We start from the raw sequence: 20,686 nt of genomic DNA, 5'->3' as shown, positions 1-20,686 counted from the left end.
AAATCCTCAAGAAAGAGCATTTATCTCGCGCAAGTCAATCTAAAATCTAAAATCTAAAATCTAAAATCGATTGACGGCGACGGATTCGTGGCGGTGCACGTCTGCCAAACGCTTCAGCAGTTCGCCGTTTTGCAGGTTCCAGAGTTTGACTGTGCCCGCGCGCGATCGTGTCAGCAGCGTTTTGCTGGCGGGACTGAAAGCCACTAGCAACACGGCTGTTGAATGTCCGAAAATCGTCTGCCGCAGTTCCCCGCTGTGCAAACTCCAAATTTTCACTGTACTGTCCTCAGAACCCGTTGCGAGGAATTGTCCGTCGGGACTGATAGCCGCAGACAAAATCCTGTCTGAATGGTGGAGAGTGGCTTTTAAGATGGCGCCGGTTGAGGTTTTTGGCTGCGTTTTATATCCGGCTATTTCCAGCCAGTCGATCGCATCTCTCCAATTTTTAAGAGCATTGCGGGGTCGATTTGTCAATAATTCTATGTATCTGTACAAAGTTTTTGACAAATCAACTTCTACACCTTTGATTTGTTTGTTGAGAAATACCGCAATTTCGGCTGGGCTGTAGCCGCACAGCAAGCCGCAGAGGTGCCGCTTTTCTACGGGTGTCAGCCCTCTTCTGGTGTGGGGGGCGAATTCTTGTTTGGCATTTGCCAAGTCGCTGTAAAGCTTTTGGATGTCCCAGCCGTTGCTGGCGCGTGCAAATGGTTCTTCGGGTCGATCGAGGGTAGAGGGTATCATTTGCGGCAGTCGCGATCTAGTTCCTAGTCTAATTCCTAACCAAAATCCTAACATTCGCTGTGCGCGATCGGACTGTTGTCACCGCTAATCTATTTTTAACACAGCAAACAGGGGAAAGAGTTTCAGGTTGAAAATGTGCCTCAATCCTTACCTTTACAGTTTGTCAAATAACTTTACACCAACGGGAGCAACATAAAATGTCTATTATTGCGATCGTCTTCTTTTTTGGCGGTCTGGGCTTTATTTTAATTTTGGTTGGTTATATCTGGGGATTATCTCAAGCTATTGAACAAGAAACTCTGTGGGGATTGGTTTACTTTTTTGTTCCCTTTGCTTCCTGGGTTTTTCATATTAAAAATTGGAGTAATAAAAAAGTTAGACAACCATTTTTACTTCAACTTGCTGGATTCCTCATGTATTTCTTGTTAGGCATTATTATTGCATTCTTGCCTGTAATAGGTATTCTCGGTACCGATGGTTCTGTGCCGAATGTAGATCGGGGGTCTAACGAGCCATCGCCATCTTCTTTTTCTTCTGATTTCCACACTTATTCATCCCTCTCTCAAGAGCCGTATCCTACTTCTGCTGCACCTGTAACTCATCCTAATTCTGCTCGTGTTGCCGCTCAAAATTCGGACTTCAAACAATCGATGAAACTTGGCTATACCTACTACGGGCAGGGAGACTATCAAACCGCTTTAATCAATTTTAACAGAGCTTTACAGATACGTCCGGGCGAGGCTTATGCTGTCAAGGCTGTTTACAACACCAAAAGTGCGATCGTCCAAAGCAGTGTTAAATAATAATCCGTGCCTGAGAAATTGGATATAGCGGATAGATAAGTAATTCACCTTGTTGGTGAAAATCCCAAATTAACTGATGAAAATTCTCAACCCAACACCGACTAAACTAACAATTCAATCTTCGAGCGCCTGGGATGGTTTGCTATTAATTTCTCCCTTCATCGTGATTGGACTATTGCAGATTATTTTAGCATCAAATTGGATAGGTGGAGGCATATTTCTGTTGTTTTCGCTGTCTTTGTTAGACGGGGCGATAGATGAAACATACATTTTTGATAAAACTATTAGCAAAATGACCATTAAACGACGGGGTGTGTGGCTTCATGATGTTAGCGAATGCTCAACTCGCGAGATTTATGCGGTGGAATTAGAGGAAATAGGAGATAGCGAGGGAAATCGTAGCTATTATGTTGATTTGTGGATGTTCGGGGGCGATATCATCTGTTTAAGAAGCTATTCACTAACAGAACAATACAAAATGGCTGACTTGATTCGCAGCTATATCTCGATTAGCGATAATCGCACGCTTAGCAATGTATTGGCCCTACAAATCCGTGAACCCTAGCTCTCCCGTAGGGAATCGCCCAAATCCATAACTAAGCTGTTGTGCATTTAAATTTTGTGTTGAGGGCGGGCTTTCGGGCCCAACCGCTACTCCCCACAAGAGTGAAAGTTGATTTGACCAGGGAATTTATATGCGGATTAGCTTAATGATAATTAAATAGGCGCAAATAAGCTTGACAATGTAACAAAATGTAAACCAGTGCTCACCTGGATGATTACTTTCCTACGGAACGCGAAGCTAACGTTTCATTCCCCATAACATAATTAATATATTTTTAAGATTCATCTACTTTAAATCACGGAAAGCTATCTTAAACCCAGCCGCAGGTAAACTCGCGACCTTTGTTGTCGGTCAGACATTTTAGTGCTAATCTATTAGCAAAATAAAAGGGGTCATGGCAGAGGACGACTTCCAATAATATATAAGTTAACAATTCGGCTCATCGGGGTCAGGAAGTCGATGTGTAGCCTCATTTTTGGAATAAAAGGGTGAGATCAATGAAAATAATCAAGCAAACAGCAAGTGAATTAATAATTCAGACTCAAAGTATATTTGATTTTTGGTTCCCTAGTTGTTTATTCATGACATTGGGACTGATCTCGCTGACTTTTGACTATCATGCAGCAAGTCTGAGCTGCCAGCGATTGCAGGCAAAACAAGGAAAATGCCAGATTGTGCGATCGAATTTACTGGGATCGAACATCAAAGAAATTGAGCTTGCTTCTTTGCGGGGAGCTAAAGTGGAAAGATGCGGCTATAAAACCAGAGTTGTACTTTTGACTTCTGTTGGCACTGTTCCTTTCACTGCTAACTCCACTAATTGGGGAACCCAAGACGCTGTGGCTTCTGACATCAATTTTTTTGTTAAAAATGCAAAAAATCGCTTGCTGCGCTTAAGCCAAGACGATCACTGGTTGGGATGGACAGGAGGCATATTTTTGCTCGCAGGAATCGCAGCGATCGTCTTGAGAAATAATGAAATCTACAGCTTCGATGAAACTTTAAACACCTTGACTGTTAAACAGCGGGGTTTGTTGGCACGTAAAGTCATGGAATACTCTCTGTGCGAGATTTATGGCGTGGAAGTCGATCGCACAAAAGATCGGGATCATGACATTTGGTACGAAGTCAGACTGTTAGCTTGTGGAGGCTGTCGCATCTCCCTACCCCGCACCATGAACCCATACCAGCAAGAAAAAATTGCCAAAGCGATTAACAACTATCTGCACCAGCAAAATAACCAAAAATAGCCGATCGCGATCGACCCGATTTCTCAAGGTTGCGGACTTACGCAGAAACCGGGTTTTTCACCAAAATCTCTTCTAGAGTGCGATCGCTTCCGTTATAAAAACCCGGTTTCTTTGGTATCCAGTGCGAAACTCGCGATCGGGTGGAAACTCATCATCTAAAAAGTGAACAATCGTTCACTTTTTAGGTTCTTTCAACTTCCAACCTGGTTTGACAACTTGCCGGGAACGGGCAATTACTAAACAATCATTCGGCACATCTTCTGTCACCACAGAACCCGCCGCTACAGTAACATCTTCCCCCAAAGTTATCGGTGCAACCAGCACGCTGTTAGAACCCGTTTTACTCCGATCGCCTATTTGAGTTTTGTGCTTGTTTTTTCCGTCATAATTCGCCGTAATTGTCCCAGCACCGATGTTGACTTTTTCTCCCAAAGTCGCGTCGCCTAAATAAGACAAGTGAGCGACATTAGTTCGATCGCCTATTTGAGTATTTTTCAATTCTACAAAATTGCCGACGCGACAGTTAGCCCCAATTTCTGCGTGTCCCCGCAAATGTGCGTAAGGGCCAATTCGCGAATTTTCAGCAACCATACTGTCAGAAACCACCGAATAAAGCACAGTCACATTTTCCCCAATCTGACTGTTTTCGATCAAAGTGCCGGGGCCAATGCGACTCCCGGAGGCTATCGAAGTATTTCCCCGCAAGTGAGTTTGCGGTTCAATTACCACATCCGGCTGCAACTCTACTGTATCGTCAATGGTGATGCTGTTGGGATCGAGCAGCGTCACTCCCGCCGTCATCCACTTGTCCTTTATCCGCTTTTGCAAAATATCGCAAGCTGTAGCTAAATGTTTGCGATCGTTAATTCCCAATATTTCTTGATAATCTTCCACATCCACCGCCATCACCGGACTGAGGAAATTTACCGTATCAGTTAGGTAATATTCTTTTTGGTCATTATCTGCCTTCAATTCTGGCAAAATTTTCTCTAAATCCGGCCAGTGAAAGCAGTAAACACCTGCATTAATTCGGTGATTTTGCTTTTGAGCTTGTGTGCAGTCGCGGTGTTCGACAATTTGCTGGACTAAGTTTTGACTGTCAGTAAATACTCGACCGTACCCTTGAGGATTCGGCAAATTAGCTGTCAATAAAGTAGCAGAGTTTTGGTGCTGTTTGTGAATGGCCATCAATTGTTTGATAGTTTCTGCCCTCAGTAAAGGTACATCCCCATTTAAGACGAGCAAGTCTCCTTGAAATCCCTCTAAGTGAGGCAGCAATTGTTGGATGGCATGACCGGTTCCCAATTGTTCGGTTTGTTCGACAAATTCTAGGGGAGGAGATTGAGGATTTTTCCCTGATATTTCTTGACCTCGAATCAGGGATTCTTTAACGAGTTCGCCTCGATAACCGACGATGACAAGTCGCCTGGTAATTTGAATTTGTTGACAACTTTGGAGGACTCGCTCAACTAGCGATCGACCGGCCAATTCGTGTAGAACTTTGGGTAAGTCAGATTTCATGCGCGTGCCGCGTCCAGCCGCTAAAATTGCTATTGCTACCATTGTGCGATCGAGTTATTTGCTATAAAAACTTGAATATTGACTCACTGATGATATCACTCGCTGTCCGCCGATGGCACTGCGATTGCACAAATTTTTCATCTCAAATTTGCCATCTCGCATCCGCGGGATCGAGGTTTTTTCCAGCCGGATGCTGGTTGTAGGGGCGATGCTGGCAATATCTGGACTGGCGCGCCCGGTATCAAAAACCTCGTTGCAGCAGCAGTATTTGGGGGCTGAGCAACACGACTGGCATTCCTCACTACAAACCTGAGTTCGTTTGGGAGTAAGGACTGCGAGTCTTTTCCCAAGGGCTGGGAGGGGGAGCGAGAGTGAGACTTGGCATCTTTGGGCTGGAATTTGCCACGATACATTATACTATTTGTTGAATTTCAGTTAGGGTGTTTTCAACTTTAAAAAACAATTTCTGACTTTTTCATTCCTTCTGCCTTCTACCTTCTGCATTATCAGGTGTCCAGCTATGACAGAGCTTAATTTTCAGGAACTTGCCAAGCAGGGAAATCCCGCCACTGCGATCGCATCTTGGCTAAACAGCCAGTTGCAATCTGAAGGTATCACAGCCTCCGCGAATCTCGACGGCGACTGTTTGGATGTAATTCTTGAGGCAGAGCAGATACCGATAGAAGATACATTAGTTGATTTTGTTCGCACCGAGCTGACGAATTTGCAGCCGGATTCGATTCGCAAAGTGAAGGTTGAGGGCCGAGAAAGTGGTCAGATTGCTGCTGCTTGGAGTCAAGAGTTTAGTTTAGAAAACAGCAATTTTGAACCACAGAGCTTTGCAGGAGAAGCTGTACCAAATACTGCGCTTCCTAATATGGACGATCGCACAGAGATGGAGAGCAATATTGAGGAAGAAAAACCGCCGGAACTTGCTGCTTTTGAGAACCGACTGCGATCGACTTTCATTGTAGTTGGGCTAGTAACAGGTATGTTGGCGATCGCCGTGGTGGCGTTTGTCGGTAAAATTTTGAACCAGCCAGCAGCAACTGCGGGGAATAATCCCGATGAAACAGCAGATTTAGCAACTGCACCAGATACTTTTCGAGAAGCCGTTAACAGCGCACTCAAAGCAGCAGAATTAGGGCGATCGGCAAAAACCAAGGAAGATTGGACTACAGTTATCGATCGTTGGCAAGAAGCGGTATCATTAATGAGAAGAGTACCAGTTTCTAGCCCCAACCATCAACTAGCTCAAGCAAAAGTAATCGAGTATCAGAAATATCTGCTTTACGCTCAAGAAGCAGCAGTAACTCCCCCTCTGCCAACTCCAACTCCCGCACCCGTCGAAAAATTACCTTCGGAAAAAGCAACTCCTAAAAAATCAAATTCCGAAAAAAGAGCTTCGGAGAAAGCAAATTCTAAAAAATCTCGTACCGACAAAGCAGAACCAGATAAAAAAGCTCCTTCCCGATAAATGTTAAAACATAGATGTGAAAAATCATGACTGACAACACTTTAATCGTTTCTCCTGAATGGTTAGCCACCAATACCGACAATCCGCAAGTTGTAATCATTGACTGTCGGTTTTCCCTTGCCGACCCTGAATTGGGACAAAAACAATATCAAGAAAGTCATATTCCCGGAGCTTTCTATTTAGATTTAAACCGCGACCTCGCGAGTTCAGTGGGGAAACATGGCGGTAGACATCCGCTGCCAAATATTGAAGAATTAGCTGATAAATTGAGCGCGATAGGCATTAATTCACCTGAAACTTTAGTCATCGCCTATGACGATTCGCGGCTGGCTTTTGCAGCTCGTTTGTGGTGGCTGCTGCGATATATGGGACACAGCAAAGTCGCTTTGTTAGACGGGGGTTTTAGCGGCTGGAAAGCGGCGGGCTATCCGGTAACAAATACTTTGCCAGACTCCCGCGAGGGTAACTTTGTTGCTCAATTGCAGCAGGATTTGGCGGTAGATATTGAGGCGGTAAAAGAGCGTAAAGACTTGCCGGGAAAGGTTTTGGTTGATTCGCGAGAAAGCGAGAGATATGAAGGTTTGCGGGAGCCGATCGACCCCATTGCAGGTCACATTCCGGGTGCGGTTAACTATCCTTGGCAAGGGGTGACGGATGAAACTGGAAAAGTGCGATCGGCATCCGAACAAAAACAGCGCTGGACAGAATTAGAAAAAGCCGAAGAAATTATTGTTTATTGCGGTTCCGGGGTGACGGCTTGCGTTAATTTACTGTCTTTAGAAATCGCTGGAATTCCCGATGCTAAACTTTATGTAGGTAGCTGGAGTGACTGGTGTTCTTATCAGTTGTAGGGTAGCGGGCATTGATGTCAACTTAACGTTAAACCCTCAGTCCGGCAGCGGTTGAAACAAGAGCCTCAAAGCGAAATTCCTCGCGATGAGGACTAATGAGTTCTTCAGTCCTCTTTGAGAGGACTTTAGCTATGAGACAGGGAATTCATTCCCTGGCGGACTATTGGGTGAGCGGGAGGACTGGCGAACAAAAAGCTTAATTTGACACTAATAGGTAGCGGGGAATCACTTCGACTGACATCTTGCACCATTCTCAAGAACAGGCTTTCCGGCCTGTTCCACAAAGAGTAGATTTCCTTGTGGAACAGGCCGGAAAGCCTGTTCAGAAGGCGAATTAATAATACCCTAAAAATCAAAATAAATATAAGGCAAACCGCCTTCGGGAGCCAACACCCAAACCGCATACAAACAAAGCGGCACTAACACCAATTTCATCGGCCAATTTAACTCCAATTTCAAACCCCGACTCAACGCATAATTCCCCAGCATCGCCGCAGCCAAAGCCGCCAACATCCAAGCTAAACTCACTCTTTCTAAACCCAAAGCTTCTATATAAACTTTCTCAGCAAACTGCACGTCAGCAGTGTGTCCCCACAAATGCGAAATCGCCCATCCAGAATCCTTTAAATCGGGAAGTCTGAAAAATATCCAACTACCAAAAACCATCGCCTGAGTCAACAGCCAACCGATCGCAATCCCGATCGGATTTTCCCACAAAAACTCGATCCGCAACCGCTTAAACAGCACATCAGTCAGCCTGTGAACCGCCAAAGCTAAACCGTGTAAACCCCCCCACACAATAAATCCCCAAGCGGCACCATGCCAAATTCCTGCAATTAACATAACGATCGACAAATTCAGACAAGTGCGCCACAAACCGACTCGCGAACCCCCCAAAGGAAAATACAAATAATTCCGCAGCCAATCACCTAAAGTCATGTGCCAGCGTCGCCAAAAATCAGCTATGCTGGCACTAAAATAAGGAAAATCAAAATTTGGCGGCAAATACCAACCCAGCAGCAAAGCAGTACCGCGCGCCATGTCAACATAGCCACTAAAATCGAGATAAAGTTGCAGCCCGTAAGCAAAAATAGCCAGCCACAAATCCTCGCTACCCGCCCGCTGCAAGTTGGTAAAGCTTAAATCGACATAAATTCCCAAGTTATCTGCGAAAAGACCTTTTTTTACTGCACCAAAGGCGATCGTCCAAAGTCCCTCAGAAATGCGATCGGGCGTCGGAAATTGCTGGGTTTTCAGTTGATAGATCAAGTTGTGATACCGAGTAATCGGGCCGGAAATCAGTTTGGGAAAAAACAACTTGTAAGCAGCAAAGTGCAGCAGCGAAGTAGCAGCAGGCGCGCCTCGGTACACGTCAATCAAATAAGCAATGCACTCAAAGCAAAAGAAACTCAATCCCAAAGGTGCGATGACGTGACTTTTCACCCAGTCAGCCCCGTCGATAGCTACAGGCCAATTGAACAAAGTGCCGATCGAACTCAATAAAAAAGGCACATACTTAAAGCCCAGAAGCAGCAACACATTCAGACAGATGCCTATCCACAGCAGCCACAAACGGCGGCGGTTCCAAGATTCATTAGCAATCCGCCAATCCAGAGGTTCCCCAATCGCCATCGCCAAGCAGTAATTAAACAAAGCACCGACTAACAGCAGAGGAATGTACCAAATTTGCAGCGAAGCGTAAAAAATTAAACTACCCGCTAACATGATGAACAGCCGCCACCACCGCACCGGAACCAACCAGTAAGCCGCGAACAAAACTAACAAAAACAGGGCATATTGAAGGGAGATGAAAGTCATACCATTTTAGATTTGAGATTGGAGATTTGAGATTTGGGAATGGCTTACTCTATATGGGTTTGGACTTGCCTAAAGTTGCATCATTTTTTTAAATCAAGACTTTGCTAAGAACTAGATTTAAGGATTTTAGCCGATCGCGCTTGGCACGACAAAAAAAGCACAGCCTCAGTCCCTAGGGTATAGTCGGCAACTGAGAACTGCTACATTTTACAGCACAAATGTTAAATGCTGTTGCAAATTAAATAAACTTCCTTTGTGTAGACGCTGTTTCCACCGTCATCTTCTCTATCTTGAAATTATCTGCGTCGATCTGGGTTTATCTACCTTACATCTGCGGTTGACCGATCGATCGAAGATTTATGCAATAAGTCTAAAGACTAGCCGATCGCCAACCTTCAGCACCGTTGGCGACCTATATCGCAGTACAATGAATTTCTGCCAGCAAGTTTTTCAGCAAATACCGAAAAACTATCTTCATCCTCCCCACTCAAAACTTTGGCTGCTGAATCCGCCGCTGGCGATCGCCCGGAACCCCTCAAGCTACGAGAATTTGCCCTTGCCAGCGATATTTCATCTCCCTTAGCAGGGGACATTTCCAAAGGGTTTTCTTCCTCTCCCGGATACAGAATCGGCAGTGTGACAAAAAAAGTCGAACCCACTCCAGGCGAACTTGTGATTTCAATACTTCCCCCTAAAAACTCCGCCAGTTTTTTGCACAGAGACAATCCCAATCCCGTGCCTCTGACGCCCTTCTGCAAGGGATTTTCTATTTGGACAAATTCTTCAAAAATCCGCCTTTGGTCTGCTGGGGGAATACCCATGCCCGTATCTGCTACTGAAAAAGTAACTGTCCCCTCCTCTCCTATTTCCGCAGCAACTCGAACTTCACCTGCTTCGGTAAATTTGAGGGCATTAGAAATCAGATTTCGCAAAATCTGAGAAACTTTTCCCTCGTCGGTGGTGAGGATTGGAAGTTCGAGAGTATCTTCAAAAATTAGAGAAACGGCAGAGTTTTGGGGAAGCAGGGGGCGCATCATTCCTCGCAGGGCGCTGAACAAATCTTCGACTTCAAAATCAGCCAAGCGAACAGTTAGTTTTCCGGCTTCCACTTTGGCTAAATCTAACGAGTCGTTGACAAGTTCTGCGAGAGACTCGGCGGATTTGTAAATGTAATTTACTTGCTTGTCCTGTTCGGCTGAAAGTTCTCCGTCGAGGCGATTTAACAATATTTCGGAAAGGCTCATAATTGCCGTTAGCGGAGTGCGAAACTCGTGGCTCATATTGGAGAGAAAGCTGGTTTTGAGTTCGCTGGCGCGCCGGAGAGATTCGGCCTTATCGTTCAATTCAGCGTAAAGTGCTAGGACTCCGCGATTGGTATCTTCTAGCTGTTGATTTAATTGTACGAGTTCTTCTTGACGCTGGCGGAGTTCGTCTAAAGTGCGTAGTAATTCTTGATTTTGCTGCTGAATTTCGGCATAGGGATCTTCGGGAATTTGGCGCGCTAGTTTGTCAACTAATTGATTTAGTTCGATCGCACTCAGCGCAGGCATATTTTTGGAAAACTGTTTAATTAATTGTACAGCCGTTCCGCGATCGGGCCGAGAGTCGATTTTCACTTCGTCCATCAACCGTTTCGCTGCTGCTAAACCGAGTCCCGCGCCGGTTTGGGATCGAAAATTGGGGCTTAACACAGCCGGTAAATCAGCAATTCCCGGCCCCGTGTCGGAAATCCGAGTCCGAAAAACTTGGGGCGATTCCCCTTCCACAATGAATTCTACTTTGCCACCGCCTGCATATTTGAAAGCATTGCGGGCAATTTCGGAAACTGCTGTGGCGATGCGGGTTTGTACTTGGGAATCGAATCCCAGCCCTTTAGCAATTTGGCGAGCTCTTTGGCGTACTTGTACGATGTCTTGTTCAAAACGGACTTCCGTCGTCAGGATTGGATAACTCACGCTGCTTCTCTCACCTTGGCTACTATAACTGTCATGTCATCGCGAGTGCGTTTGAAGTCCCGGTAGAGCACGGCTGCGATTAAAGCAGGATGTCTGGAGGCTAAACCCGGGTAGCGGTTTAAATTCCACTGCGCCGCCAAACCGTCGGAGTGCATGATGAGTAGGGACTGCTGCGACCAAGGATAGACAAATTCTGCTACTTTTCGCATCATATGTCCAACTGTGCCGTTGTAGGAAACCATGCTACGGCTTTGGTTATCTGTGACAACTACACCGCTGATGTTGCCAATTCCGGCAAAACAAACTGTTTGTTGGGTACGATCGATTTGGGCGATCGCCGCAGCCGCTCCTCTGGTATTTTTTAAAGCAGCGTGCGCCTTCTCTAAAATTGCTTTCGGCCCGAGTTTGGCGTTTTCCTCAAATACCCGCACTGCTTCGCCAGACGCTTCCTGGGCCAAATCCCCGTAGCCGAGCCCGTCTGCAACTAAGATCAGGTGTTTGTCAAGGTGATTTTCTGCAGCCCAGGAATCGCCGCAAATTTGCTCTCCTGCTTTTGGCAAGTGGACGACCCCCAATTCCAAGTAATTGCTGTTTTGGGATGCTTCCCGGCTATTTTGGGTAGGTTCCAGCCGCGCTAATAAGGCTGTCCCCAGTTTTGGTACAGAATGAATATCAAAAAAAGTAGAGAGGCGTTTAATTGCCCCCAGCCCAGTTCCAGGGCTTCCCGCTGTAGAAAAACCGTCCCGCATACACACCGCGACATTTGCCATTCCTTGGCCCCGGTCTAGCGCTACTATTTCAATGCTATATCCTGCCGCTGTTTTTGATGTTCGCAGCAAAAGTTCTCCTTCGCGGGCGTGCTTGACCAGGTTTTTTGCGGCTTCCGTGGTAACAATTGCCACTTTACCGCGATCGGTCTCGTTAAATCCGACTTCCGTCGCGAGGGCGACTGCGATTCGGCGCGCTTCTCCCACTTGACTTTCTTCTGTTACGGGCAGGGCTACAGCATCTATCATTATTTTGTAGTTCTCATCTTAAGCTGGCGCGCATTTAAAAAGTCATTAGTTCTTAGTCATTAGTCATTAGTCATTAGTCATTAGTCATTAGTTCTTAGTTTAGTTAGCCATCGCGCGATCGACCCCAGAAACCGGGTTTCTACTGAGATTTCTCGTTACCAAACCCAAAACTCATAGAAACCCGGTTTCTCATTAGTCATTTGTAGCGCGCGATCGACCCCACTCTCTCCCAATCTCCCACTCTCCTTACTCCTCACCGCCAGCGGACGATCGCAATTTTAGTCCCCTTACCCACTATCGATTTTAGATTTTAGATTTTAGATTTTAGATTTTAGAATTGAAGCATTAACTTGCGCGAGATGAATCCGGGGGCTTGTATCCTGGATACTTTCGGTCATTCCCAATGGTTTAATCAAAAATCTCAACTCTCAAATCCTATTACTGGTTCACCGCCAGCGGACGATCGCAATTTTAGTCCCCTTACCCACTTTGGAAACAATCTCAAATTCGTGCATCAACCGCTTGGAACCACTGAGCCCCAAACCCAAACCCTGATTAGAAGTATAACCGTCAGTCATAGCCAATTCGATGTCTGGAATTCCTGGCCCCTTGTCTTCAAATATCAGCCGTAGCCCTTTGCGCGTTCCTAATTCGAGCGTTTCGAGAGTTACAGTTCCCCCTTTGCCGTACTCTACAGTATTGCGGGCGAGTTCGCTGGCTGCGGTAACGATTTTCGTTTGGTCTAGTAAACCGAATCCCATTGCTACAGCCCAAGTTCGCACTTGCTGTCGGACGTGGACTATATCGGATGACGATCGAATTTCTAGTGTCTCACGTTTTGACATGGCGGCTACTGTACCAAAATAGAACTTCTCCCCAAAATATAGGACTTACGATCATCAACTTAGTTTCTCCTAATAGGACTTACGCGCTTACTACGATTTTCTCTCAAAAGAGAACATAGTGCAGGAATCTCAAACCCTTGATTTAACCCCCTTGAGTGCGTAAGCCCTGCCCTAAGAAATCTTCAGTTTGTCAACAAGGTATCTACAAACAAACTACGTTCCTTGACTGCCTGTGCCTCAGTCAGGGGACAATTAATCGACTGCTTACGCTTGCTCGTCAACAGACAAACCCAAGGATTTTCTTAACAAAATCATGCCCTTTTCAACGCTTAAAGCTGTGCGAACTCCTGTCAGGGAAAGCCCCAACTCAACGAGCGTAATAGCAACGGCTGGCTGCATACCGACCACAACTGTCTCCGCATCTAAGATTCGCGACATACTAGCGATATTGTTGATGATGCGACCGATAAAAGAATCCACAATTTCTAGAGAAGAAATTTCTATCAACACACCTTTGACGCCTGTTTTGACAATGCGGTTTGTCAGGTCATCTTGCAGCGTCATTGCTAAGCGATCGTGCATATCTACTTGAATTGTTACTAGCAAAAATTCTCCCATTTGAAGGATCGGTATTCGTTCCACAAATTCACCTATGTGTTAAGCTTTACTAAAATTTTCATCTCAGACTGCAATATGTTTATCTTTCCTCTTTAAGATTTTTTATAGTTAAACCTTGGCGCTGCAACGCCACTTTAAAAGCATCTGCTAAAGTAGCTTTTGTGAGAATATCCTGCAAGTCAACTCCCAAGTGAACTATGGTTTGAGCTATTTGCGGGCGAATGCCACTGATGATGCACTCAGTACCCATTAAACGGGCGGCGGCGACAGTTTTTAATAAATGTTGAGCAACTAAAGTGTCAACAGTCGGCACGCCTGTAATGTCTAAAATCGCAAATTCTGAGCCGCTTTCCATGATTTCCTGCAACAGAGTTTCCATTACTATTTGAGTGCGGGCACTGTCGAGAGTCCCGATCATGGGTAAAGCGAGAATGCCTTGCCAAAGTTTGACTACGGGTGTTGACAATTCGAGCATTTCTTGCTGCTGGCGTTCGATGACTTCTTCGCGAGCTTTGAGAAAAATTTCTGTCACCCAAAGGCCAAGCTGGTCTAATAAACTGGTGGAAAGCCAAAGTTGTTCGACAAGTGCGTCGCGGTTTTCTGTCAGTTCATGACAAAGCCGATCGAACAATGGCTTTTTGAAGCATAAAATGAAACTCGCTATCTCTGAGGGAGTAAAGCCTCTCTGAACGCGCGATCGCGAAACTTCTGCTAGCAGCACCCGCATATTTTCCCATTCGGGTGTCTGGATGTCGCTAAAGTTACCGTGCCCGACTGCCATGTGGAGCAATTGCAGGAACTCTTGACACTCGGAGCGCAATTCTTTGGCTCTCATCAAGTCGTCCCGCCGCAGCCCGGTATTTTGCAGTTCTTTGAGCCAGTCTGCTAGTAACTCTGCTTTGTGTCTTTGTAGGATTTCCGCGATCGTGTTATTGCTTGTGAGTTCCATTAAAATTATCTCCTGCTTAGCAATTGGGATGAAATTGTACGACGAGCGAGCGCACCAAGCGTGTTTTTTGATGGGGCAACTTCTGAGTTTAGCTCACTGTTTGCTGTTTGCGATCGAGGGTTAAGTACCTAATTGTAAAATGCGTTTGACGATCGCACTGGTAGAACTCGGAACTTCTATTTCGATCAAGGAAATCTTGCCACCTCCGGCGATAACTGCCGGTGCTTCCGGCAGAGTTTCGAGTTGATAGTCGCCTCCTTTAACGTATATATCCGGCTTCAGGATATTTATCAGTTTAGTTGCTGTAATTTCGGAAAAAATTACTACGGCGTCTACTGGTTTGAGGGCTGCTAACACTTCGGCTCGCTGATTTTCCGGTACGATCGGGCGGGGTGGCAATCCCGGCTGCTGCGGTTTGATAGCTTGCACGCTGGCGTCGCTATTCAATCCCACCACCAGCGATCGCCCCAAATTTTTTGCCGCCTGCAAATAGCGGACGTGACCGCAGTGCAGGATATCGAAGCACCCGTTAGTAAACACGATCGGACGCCACTTGTCCGGATCGGATGCGATCGATCTTTCAAGTTCTCTCAACGTATAAACATCAGAAATCATTGCAGTCATTACCACCCAATTTGAACAGATATCAAAATTATCCTACCAAAAAATGTGATGCTTTGCACTTTCGTTATTAAAAAATATATCAGTCAATTTTCCCACTAATTAATAGTTGATCAACAGCAACTATTAATTAGTAAGTGGTAACTGTTGAGCCAGAATAAATAAGTAAAAATTACCGAAATTGAAGCAGAATTTGAAAACATAATTCCTAGGTAAAAAACAGCTAGTCTTTTATCGGTAACTTCCATATCCTGCTGTTGGTAATTGGAGGTGAAAAAGGTTGGTAAACAATTATTTATTCCCGCCCTCTCTTATATCAATTACTATAAGACAAGGGATGAGAGTTCCACCGCATCGGGCAGGCGATCGGGGAGTGAGATCCCTAGGGGGTGAAACCCTACGAAACGCGCTCCTCCTGTGTCTATTATTTCTGGCACGGCCACGCGAGCGAAAGCTAGTTACAACCAGGAACCCCAGTGTGCAGAGCTCATCTTTACGCTGGATTCGTCAGACTATAGAAGAAGCCAGCAGTTGCTTGCAGCAGTTTCTGGGCGCCATCTTGACCAAGCTTTACAGCCACCCCAGAAGCGTACAGCCTCCTGTGTCCAACTCTGCATAGCTGTGCAGAAACTCGACCTTTTGGGTCGCAACCGCAGCCTGTGAAAACCCAGAGGAAAGTCGAGTTCGGTACCCGAAGCAGCTATTTTGGTGGAAAATAGCTTAACTCGTTCAACAAAATCCACTCAACTACCCCCTTGAATCTAACGGTGTAGAATTATCTAACACGAATTATGAAAGCAAGTAATAGCCGTCAATTTTCTTCAGTAGCTGCTCGAACTCTCAAAGTAGTCGGGATTATCTTAATTCTCTCTGCTTTGCTTGACTGCATTGTTCTGTCGCTGCCGGGAGAAACTTCAGACCTTCTCAATCGAGGCTGGCAGTTGGCTGCTGCAACTCAGATAGTTGACAAGGGCATTATTCCTTTGATCGGTATCGCCCTCCTGATGACTGGCTTTTGGGTGGACAGCAGCAGTGGAGTCTCTATTGAGCGACGCAACGTTTGGCTGGACTTGCGATTCTGGGCGCTGTTGATTTCCAGCTTGTTAGGTCTAGTTTACCTATCTCTGGTTCCCGTTCACCTCAACAATACTCGTTTGGAACTCAAGGATGCTCTGGCTCAAGTCGATCTAGAAGCGGGACAAGCGGAAGGTCAACTTGAGGCACAACTTAAAAGCCCTCAATTTAAAGCTCAGGTAGAACAGCTCAAAAGCGAGCGTCGCAGCCAGATAGGGGCGCTGCTGCAAGACGACGGGAAGCTGCAACAAGCACTCAAGAGTCCAGAGGTTCCCAAGGAATTGAAAGCTGTGCTTGAGGAGTCGAAAAATGACCCGAAAGCCCTCGACAAGTTCCTCGAACAGCAAGCTCAATCACTTCCCACTCAAGCTCGCAACGAGATTCGCACCCGCAAGCAACAAAAAGAGAAAGAGTTAAGAACTCGATCGAGAAATTCGAGTTTGCAGACGGGAATCAACAGTTTGCTGTTAGCGATAGGCTACATTACTGTTGGTTGGACGGGATTGAGAAGTATGGGAATTCTGCGGTTCGGCCGCCGCAAAAATTGACCGGCGCTGGCAGGGATAGCGCTGGTCGAGACATCCCTGAGAAATAGTTTGTTTACCCAATAGTTTGCCCTTACTGAAAGCTGGGAATGTTCTCAATTTATATTCTGACTTACAACGAAGAGATTGATATCGCCGCTTGCATTGAATCGGCACTGCTTTGTGACGATATCATTGTAGTTGATTCTTTCAGCACCGATCGCACCCTTGAGATTGTTCAGAACTATGCCGTGCAAACAGTGCAGCACCGCTTTGAAACTCACGGACGCCAGCGGACTTGGATGCTCCAAGAAGTCCCGTGCAAGTACGAATGGGTTTACATCCTCGAAGCTGACGAGCGGATGACGCCTGCACTGTTTGCTGAATGCTTAAAGGCGATCGAAAGTCAAGAATATATCGGCTATTACGTAGCTGAAAAAGTAATATTTATGGAGCGCTGGATTCGCCGCAGCACTCAATATCCCCGCTATCAAATGCGCCTCTTTCGCAAAGACAGAGTGTGGTTTACTGACTACGGTCACACTGAACGCGAAGTCTGCAACGGGCCTACTCACTTTTTGAAGGAAACTTACCCTCACTATACTTGCAGCAAAGGTCTTTCCCGCTGGATTGAAAAGCACAACCGCTACTCGACTGACGAGGCGGCTGAAACTCTCCGTCAATTAGAAGCAGGTCAAGTAAATTGGTGGGGTTTATTGTTTGGCGCGTCGGAGGTGGAAAGGCGCCGCGCTTTGAAAGATTTTTCTTTGCGCTTGCCTTTGCGGCCTGTGGTGCGCTTTTTCTATATGTATATTTTACTCGGCGGATTTCTTGACGGCCAAGCGGGATTGGCTTGGTGCACACTGCAAGCTTTTTATGAATATCTAATTTTGCTGAAAGTTTGGGAAATGAAGCATCTACCACTGCCAGCTTTAGAGGTAGCGACAGAACAATCTATTTCAGAAGTAGTAACAGTTGAGCAGTCAAAAGTTTCTTATAATCTTGGCGCTTCCGATACTCGAAATTAAAAATTGGTAAGAGGTAAGCTCGCCTAGCGGTAGTATTTGGAACTTATACCCTCGCGGTTCCCCCGCCGATCGGACTCGAGGGGTAGCCTAAGTATTTAGAAGAGTTATTATATCCTTTCCCTGTGCATCGAAATTATTCATCTCTCTCTTCTCTTCCTCTGTGATCTCTGCGTACTCTGCGGTTAAATCATTCCGATGCAACCGGAATTAATATTAAACTCCTTAAATCCGAAGAAAGCGAATCCGTTGCAGAACTTCCTTTTTTCGCAACAACAAAACAGAAAAAACCCGGTTTGTCCAAAAAACCGGGTTTCTAAATACCCTCAAAGCTTTAGGTTTAATAAAGCTTTGATTCTTAACTCAAAACTATCACCACTCACAACTTAAAACTGTTGAGATTTTGCTGTTGTTTTTGCCCGATCGAGCTTTAAGATCAACACCCCCAAAGGTGGCAAACACAAGTCGATCGAATAAGCACTGTTGTGGAACCACCACTCCTCAGTCCACTTGCCCCCCAAATTCCCCATATTGCTACCGCCGTATTCCCGCGCGTCGCTGTTAAACAACTCCGTATAGAAACCTGGTTCCGGCACTCCTACGCGATAGTGAGAGTGCGGCTGGGGCGTAAAATTGCATACCGTCACCACAAACTCGTCGCCATCCTTCTCTCGGCGCACAAATGCCACGACGCTGTGTCGATTGTCGCTGCAATCAATCCACTCAAACCCATCCTCAGCAAAATCTTGACTGTAAAGTGCCGTTTCGCTGCGGTACAAATGGTTCAAATCTTTAAAAAACAGCTTCAACTTTTGGTGCGGCTCGAATTGCAGCAACTGCCACTGCAAATCCCCCCAAACGTTCCACTCGTGCCACTGGCCGAACTCCATCCCCATAAAGATCGTTTTCTTTCCGGGATGAGCAAACATAAAAGTAAACAAACACCGCACGTTTGCAAACTTTTGCCATTCGTCTCCTGGCATTTTCCCGATGATGTGGGCTTTGCCGTGCACTACTTCATCGTGGGACAAAGCCAGCATGAAATTCTCGCTGTGGTTGTACCACATACTGAAAGTTATGTTGTTCTGGTGGAACTGGCGGAACCACGGGTCCATGTGGTAATAGTCGAGCATATCGTGCATCCAACCCATGTTCCACTTCAGGTTGAAGCCCAAACCCCCTACATAGGTCGGCCAAGATACCATCGGCCAAGAGGTAGATTCTTCGGCGATCGACAGCGCCCCTGGGAAATAGCTAAAAATGACGTGATTCGCCTGACGCAGAAAATCTGCCGCCTCGATATTTTCCCGTCCCCCGTACTGGTTGGTCAGCCATTCTCCCGGTTCGCGGCAGTAATCCAAATAAAGCATGGAGGCCACCGCATCTACGCGAATCCCGTCGATGTGGTACTTGTCAAACCAGAACAGAGCGTTTGATACTAGGAAATTCCGCACTTCGTTGCGGCCGTAGTTAAATACTAGGGTTCCCCACTCTTTGTGTTCGCCCTTGCGGGGGTCGGCGTGTTCGTACAAGTGAGTTCCATCAAAGAAAGCCAAGCCGTGGCCGTCTTTGGGGAAATGTCCCGGTACCCAGTCCACCAGTACGCCAATGCCGTTGGCGTGGCACTGGTCAACAAAATACATGAAATCTTCAGGTGTGCCGTAGCGGGAAGTTGGGGCGAAATAACCGGTGACTTGATAGCCCCAAGAACCGTCGAAAGGATGTTCGGCGATGGGCAGCATTTCGATGTGGGTGAATCCCAAATCTTTGACGTAGGGTATCAGCCGATCGGCTAATTCCCGGTAAGTCAGAAAGCGCGCCCCAGGATTGAGTTCCGAAACCTGCACGGCGGGTTGTATTTCCCCATTTGGTAGCACGGCGGGTTCGTCAGTAGCGGCGTGCAGCCAAGAACCGATGTGGCATTCGTAAACCGAAACCGGCTGCGTCAGTGGGTCTGTGTGCCGCCGCTTTTCGATCCAAGCGCTGTCGTGCCAAGTGTAGGTATCTAAGTCGGTGACAATTGATGCTGTTTTGGGCCGCACTTCTTGCTGGAAACCGTAAGGATCGGACTTTTCGTAGGGATGTCCGTCTTGGTTTTTCACTTCGTATTTGTAGGAAGTTCCCACGGATAGTCCCGGAATAAATAATTCCCAGATGCCGTTTTGCGATTTCCGCATTTGATGTTTGCGGCCATCCCAATAGTTGAAATCTCCTAAAACTGATACATTTCGGGCATTCGGTGCCCAAACGGCAAAATATACTCCTGTGATGCCGTCTACTTCGGTGAGGTGCGCCCCCAATTTTTCATAAATCCGGTGGTGGTTGCCTTCTGAGAATAGGTGCTGGTCGAATTCTGTGAGTTTGGGCGATCGAAAGGCGTAGGGATCGTAGATGAAGCGCTCGTGTTCCCCTTCTTTAACCCGCAATTGATAGTTTGCTAGTTCTGGGGTGTCGATCGTACATTCAAAAAAGTGAGGGTGATGCTCTGATTTCATCGGGTATTCGGCCCTGGCCTCCGGCACAACTACGGATACCGCATCCGCATTCGGCAGATAAGCTCGGACGACCCAGACTTTTTTGCCATTTTCTTCGATCGCGTGAGGGCCTAGCACTTCAAATGGATCTTGGTGCTGATTCCAAACAATGCGGTCAATCTGTTCAAAGGGGACGGTCGCGGGCATAAAACTACTTACCTCAATCTTTTAACTAAATGGCTTTCAAAACCTAGAGCGGCGCTGCACTTTACATTTCGATACATTTTTGATCGCTGATCCTACCACTGATTAGGACGATCTTGCCGACTGCAGCTCCAGCGCGCGCCCTTGCACACACAGCAGGCTGTTGCCTTGCCGGAGGCCGAGCTGGGGTTTTACTGCTAACATCTAAGTATAGAAATAGTGAACGAACCTGACGGTAAACTGACTACAGTTAGACCGCAGGCTTCTTTTTCCTTTTTTTCAAAGGCTTTTTTGAGTGACGGAGTTCCCCCGCCACTTTCGTAACTTAGACCAATTCTCTTTATAAGCTTAGCTG

19 protein-coding genes are annotated in these 20,686 nt (G+C 46.3%); 9 read left to right on the top strand and 10 right to left on the bottom strand.

Annotated features, from left to right (window positions below; all coding sequences use genetic code 11):
• Positions 1-60: 60 nt before the first annotated feature.
• A complete protein-coding gene (locus tag QUB24_RS30615; protein WP_333157333.1) occupies positions 61-741 on the bottom strand; it encodes a hypothetical protein in 681 nt (226 codons plus the stop codon).
• A 197-nt stretch (positions 742-938) separates the two neighbouring features.
• On the opposite strand from QUB24_RS30615, the gene QUB24_RS30610 reads away from it, so the two are divergent.
• From QUB24_RS30610 to QUB24_RS30600, 3 genes are all read left to right on the top strand, one after another.
• On the top strand, positions 939-1,544 hold the full coding sequence (locus tag QUB24_RS30610) for a hypothetical protein (RefSeq protein ID WP_333157332.1): 606 nt from the start codon (positions 939-941) through the stop codon (positions 1,542-1,544).
• 76 nt (positions 1,545-1,620) lie between these two features.
• On the top strand, positions 1,621-2,109 hold the full coding sequence (locus tag QUB24_RS30605) for a hypothetical protein (RefSeq protein ID WP_333157331.1): 489 nt from the start codon (positions 1,621-1,623) through the stop codon (positions 2,107-2,109).
• Positions 2,110-2,606: 497 nt separating this feature from the next.
• The gene (locus QUB24_RS30600; RefSeq protein ID WP_333157330.1) at positions 2,607-3,359 is read left to right on the top strand and encodes a hypothetical protein; all 753 of its coding nucleotides are present in this window, start codon (positions 2,607-2,609) and stop codon (positions 3,357-3,359) included.
• A gap of 174 nt (positions 3,360-3,533) precedes the next feature.
• Here QUB24_RS30600 and glmU read toward each other — a convergent pair whose 3' ends face one another.
• The gene (gene glmU / locus QUB24_RS30595; protein ID WP_333157329.1) at positions 3,534-4,922 is read right to left on the bottom strand and encodes a bifunctional UDP-N-acetylglucosamine diphosphorylase/glucosamine-1-phosphate N-acetyltransferase GlmU; all 1,389 of its coding nucleotides are present in this window, start codon (positions 4,920-4,922) and stop codon (positions 3,534-3,536) included.
• A 70-nt stretch (positions 4,923-4,992) separates the two neighbouring features.
• Between glmU and QUB24_RS30590 the strand changes: the two genes are divergently transcribed.
• From QUB24_RS30590 to QUB24_RS30580, 3 genes are all read left to right on the top strand, one after another.
• The gene (locus QUB24_RS30590) at positions 4,993-5,193 is read left to right on the top strand and encodes a hypothetical protein (protein WP_333157328.1); all 201 of its coding nucleotides are present in this window, start codon (positions 4,993-4,995) and stop codon (positions 5,191-5,193) included.
• A 207-nt stretch (positions 5,194-5,400) separates the two neighbouring features.
• A complete protein-coding gene (locus QUB24_RS30585) occupies positions 5,401-6,357 on the top strand; it encodes a hypothetical protein (protein WP_333157327.1) in 957 nt (318 codons plus the stop codon).
• Positions 6,358-6,383: 26 nt separating this feature from the next.
• Positions 6,384-7,208: a sulfurtransferase gene (locus QUB24_RS30580; RefSeq protein WP_333157326.1), complete on the top strand. Its 825-nt coding sequence runs from the start codon at positions 6,384-6,386 to the stop codon at positions 7,206-7,208.
• Positions 7,209-7,553: 345 nt separating this feature from the next.
• On the opposite strand, the gene QUB24_RS30575 is transcribed toward QUB24_RS30580, so the two are convergent.
• The 7 genes from QUB24_RS30575 to rfaE2 all read right to left on the bottom strand — a co-directional run bounded on the left by QUB24_RS30575 (position 7,554) and on the right by rfaE2 (position 15,033).
• Positions 7,554-9,026 (bottom strand): MBOAT family protein, encoded by a 1,473-nt coding sequence (locus QUB24_RS30575; protein WP_333157325.1) that lies wholly within the window; start codon positions 9,024-9,026, stop codon positions 7,554-7,556.
• Between the two features lie 395 nt (positions 9,027-9,421).
• Entirely contained in the window at positions 9,422-10,981 is a 1,560-nt protein-coding gene (locus QUB24_RS30570; protein WP_333157324.1) for an ATP-binding protein, read from the bottom strand.
• Positions 10,978-11,997 (bottom strand): ATP-binding SpoIIE family protein phosphatase, encoded by a 1,020-nt coding sequence (locus QUB24_RS30565; protein WP_333157323.1) that lies wholly within the window; start codon positions 11,995-11,997, stop codon positions 10,978-10,980. Before QUB24_RS30565 ends, QUB24_RS30570 begins: the two co-directional genes overlap by 4 nt.
• Positions 11,998-12,443: 446 nt before the next feature.
• The gene (locus QUB24_RS30560; RefSeq protein WP_333081357.1) at positions 12,444-12,842 is read right to left on the bottom strand and encodes an anti-sigma regulatory factor; all 399 of its coding nucleotides are present in this window, start codon (positions 12,840-12,842) and stop codon (positions 12,444-12,446) included.
• Between the two features lie 264 nt (positions 12,843-13,106).
• The gene (locus QUB24_RS30555) at positions 13,107-13,484 is read right to left on the bottom strand and encodes an STAS domain-containing protein (protein ID WP_333157322.1); all 378 of its coding nucleotides are present in this window, start codon (positions 13,482-13,484) and stop codon (positions 13,107-13,109) included.
• Positions 13,485-13,539: 55 nt separating this feature from the next.
• A complete protein-coding gene (locus QUB24_RS30550; RefSeq protein WP_333157321.1) occupies positions 13,540-14,409 on the bottom strand; it encodes an STAS domain-containing protein in 870 nt (289 codons plus the stop codon).
• Between the two features lie 120 nt (positions 14,410-14,529).
• Complete coding sequence (gene rfaE2, locus QUB24_RS30545; protein ID WP_333157320.1) at positions 14,530-15,033, bottom strand: D-glycero-beta-D-manno-heptose 1-phosphate adenylyltransferase; 504 nt, start codon at positions 15,031-15,033, stop codon at positions 14,530-14,532.
• A 414-nt stretch (positions 15,034-15,447) separates the two neighbouring features.
• Between rfaE2 and QUB24_RS30540 the strand changes: the two genes are divergently transcribed.
• From QUB24_RS30540 to QUB24_RS30530, 3 genes are all read left to right on the top strand, one after another.
• Positions 15,448-15,693 carry a hypothetical protein gene (locus QUB24_RS30540; protein ID WP_333157319.1) on the top strand — a complete coding sequence of 82 codons (246 nt, stop codon included), beginning with the start codon at positions 15,448-15,450 and terminating at the stop codon, positions 15,691-15,693.
• A gap of 128 nt (positions 15,694-15,821) precedes the next feature.
• A complete protein-coding gene (gene hpsJ-B, locus QUB24_RS30535; RefSeq protein ID WP_333157318.1) occupies positions 15,822-16,652 on the top strand; it encodes a hormogonium polysaccharide biosynthesis protein HpsJ in 831 nt (276 codons plus the stop codon).
• Positions 16,653-16,738: 86 nt separating this feature from the next.
• Complete coding sequence (locus QUB24_RS30530; RefSeq protein WP_333157317.1) at positions 16,739-17,656, top strand: glycosyltransferase family 2 protein; 918 nt, start codon at positions 16,739-16,741, stop codon at positions 17,654-17,656.
• A 383-nt stretch (positions 17,657-18,039) separates the two neighbouring features.
• On the opposite strand, the gene glgB is transcribed toward QUB24_RS30530, so the two are convergent.
• Complete coding sequence (gene glgB / locus QUB24_RS30525; RefSeq protein ID WP_333157316.1) at positions 18,040-20,334, bottom strand: 1,4-alpha-glucan branching enzyme; 2,295 nt, start codon at positions 20,332-20,334, stop codon at positions 18,040-18,042.
• Positions 20,335-20,686: the final 352 nt, after the last annotated feature.

Source organism: Microcoleus sp. B9-D4, assembly GCF_036705105.1.
Taxonomy (GTDB): Bacteria; Cyanobacteriota; Cyanobacteriia; order Cyanobacteriales; family Microcoleaceae; genus Microcoleus.
The sequence above is the reverse complement of the archived record's forward strand: the minus strand, read 5'-3'. Positions and strand labels throughout refer to the sequence as shown.

Coding starts and splice junctions, on each gene's coding strand:
- QUB24_RS30565 (WP_333157323.1), bottom strand. CDS start 11,997: ATGATAGATGCTGTAGCCCTGCCCGTAACAGAAGAAAGTCAAGTGGGA.
- QUB24_RS30610 (WP_333157332.1), top strand. CDS start 939: ATGTCTATTATTGCGATCGTCTTCTTTTTTGGCGGTCTGGGCTTTATT.
- rfaE2 (WP_333157320.1), bottom strand. CDS start 15,033: ATGACTGCAATGATTTCTGATGTTTATACGTTGAGAGAACTTGAAAGA.
- QUB24_RS30550 (WP_333157321.1), bottom strand. CDS start 14,409: ATGGAACTCACAAGCAATAACACGATCGCGGAAATCCTACAAAGACAC.
- QUB24_RS30575 (WP_333157325.1), bottom strand. CDS start 9,026: ATGACTTTCATCTCCCTTCAATATGCCCTGTTTTTGTTAGTTTTGTTC.
- QUB24_RS30530 (WP_333157317.1), top strand. CDS start 16,739: ATGTTCTCAATTTATATTCTGACTTACAACGAAGAGATTGATATCGCC.
- QUB24_RS30600 (WP_333157330.1), top strand. CDS start 2,607: ATGAAAATAATCAAGCAAACAGCAAGTGAATTAATAATTCAGACTCAA.
- QUB24_RS30585 (WP_333157327.1), top strand. CDS start 5,401: ATGACAGAGCTTAATTTTCAGGAACTTGCCAAGCAGGGAAATCCCGCC.
- glgB (WP_333157316.1), bottom strand. CDS start 20,334: ATGCCCGCGACCGTCCCCTTTGAACAGATTGACCGCATTGTTTGGAAT.
- QUB24_RS30560 (WP_333081357.1), bottom strand. CDS start 12,842: ATGTCAAAACGTGAGACACTAGAAATTCGATCGTCATCCGATATAGTC.
- hpsJ-B (WP_333157318.1), top strand. CDS start 15,822: ATGAAAGCAAGTAATAGCCGTCAATTTTCTTCAGTAGCTGCTCGAACT.
- glmU (WP_333157329.1), bottom strand. CDS start 4,922: ATGGTAGCAATAGCAATTTTAGCGGCTGGACGCGGCACGCGCATGAAA.
- QUB24_RS30605 (WP_333157331.1), top strand. CDS start 1,621: ATGAAAATTCTCAACCCAACACCGACTAAACTAACAATTCAATCTTCG.
- QUB24_RS30590 (WP_333157328.1), top strand. CDS start 4,993: ATGGCACTGCGATTGCACAAATTTTTCATCTCAAATTTGCCATCTCGC.
- QUB24_RS30580 (WP_333157326.1), top strand. CDS start 6,384: ATGACTGACAACACTTTAATCGTTTCTCCTGAATGGTTAGCCACCAAT.
- QUB24_RS30615 (WP_333157333.1), bottom strand. CDS start 741: ATGATACCCTCTACCCTCGATCGACCCGAAGAACCATTTGCACGCGCC.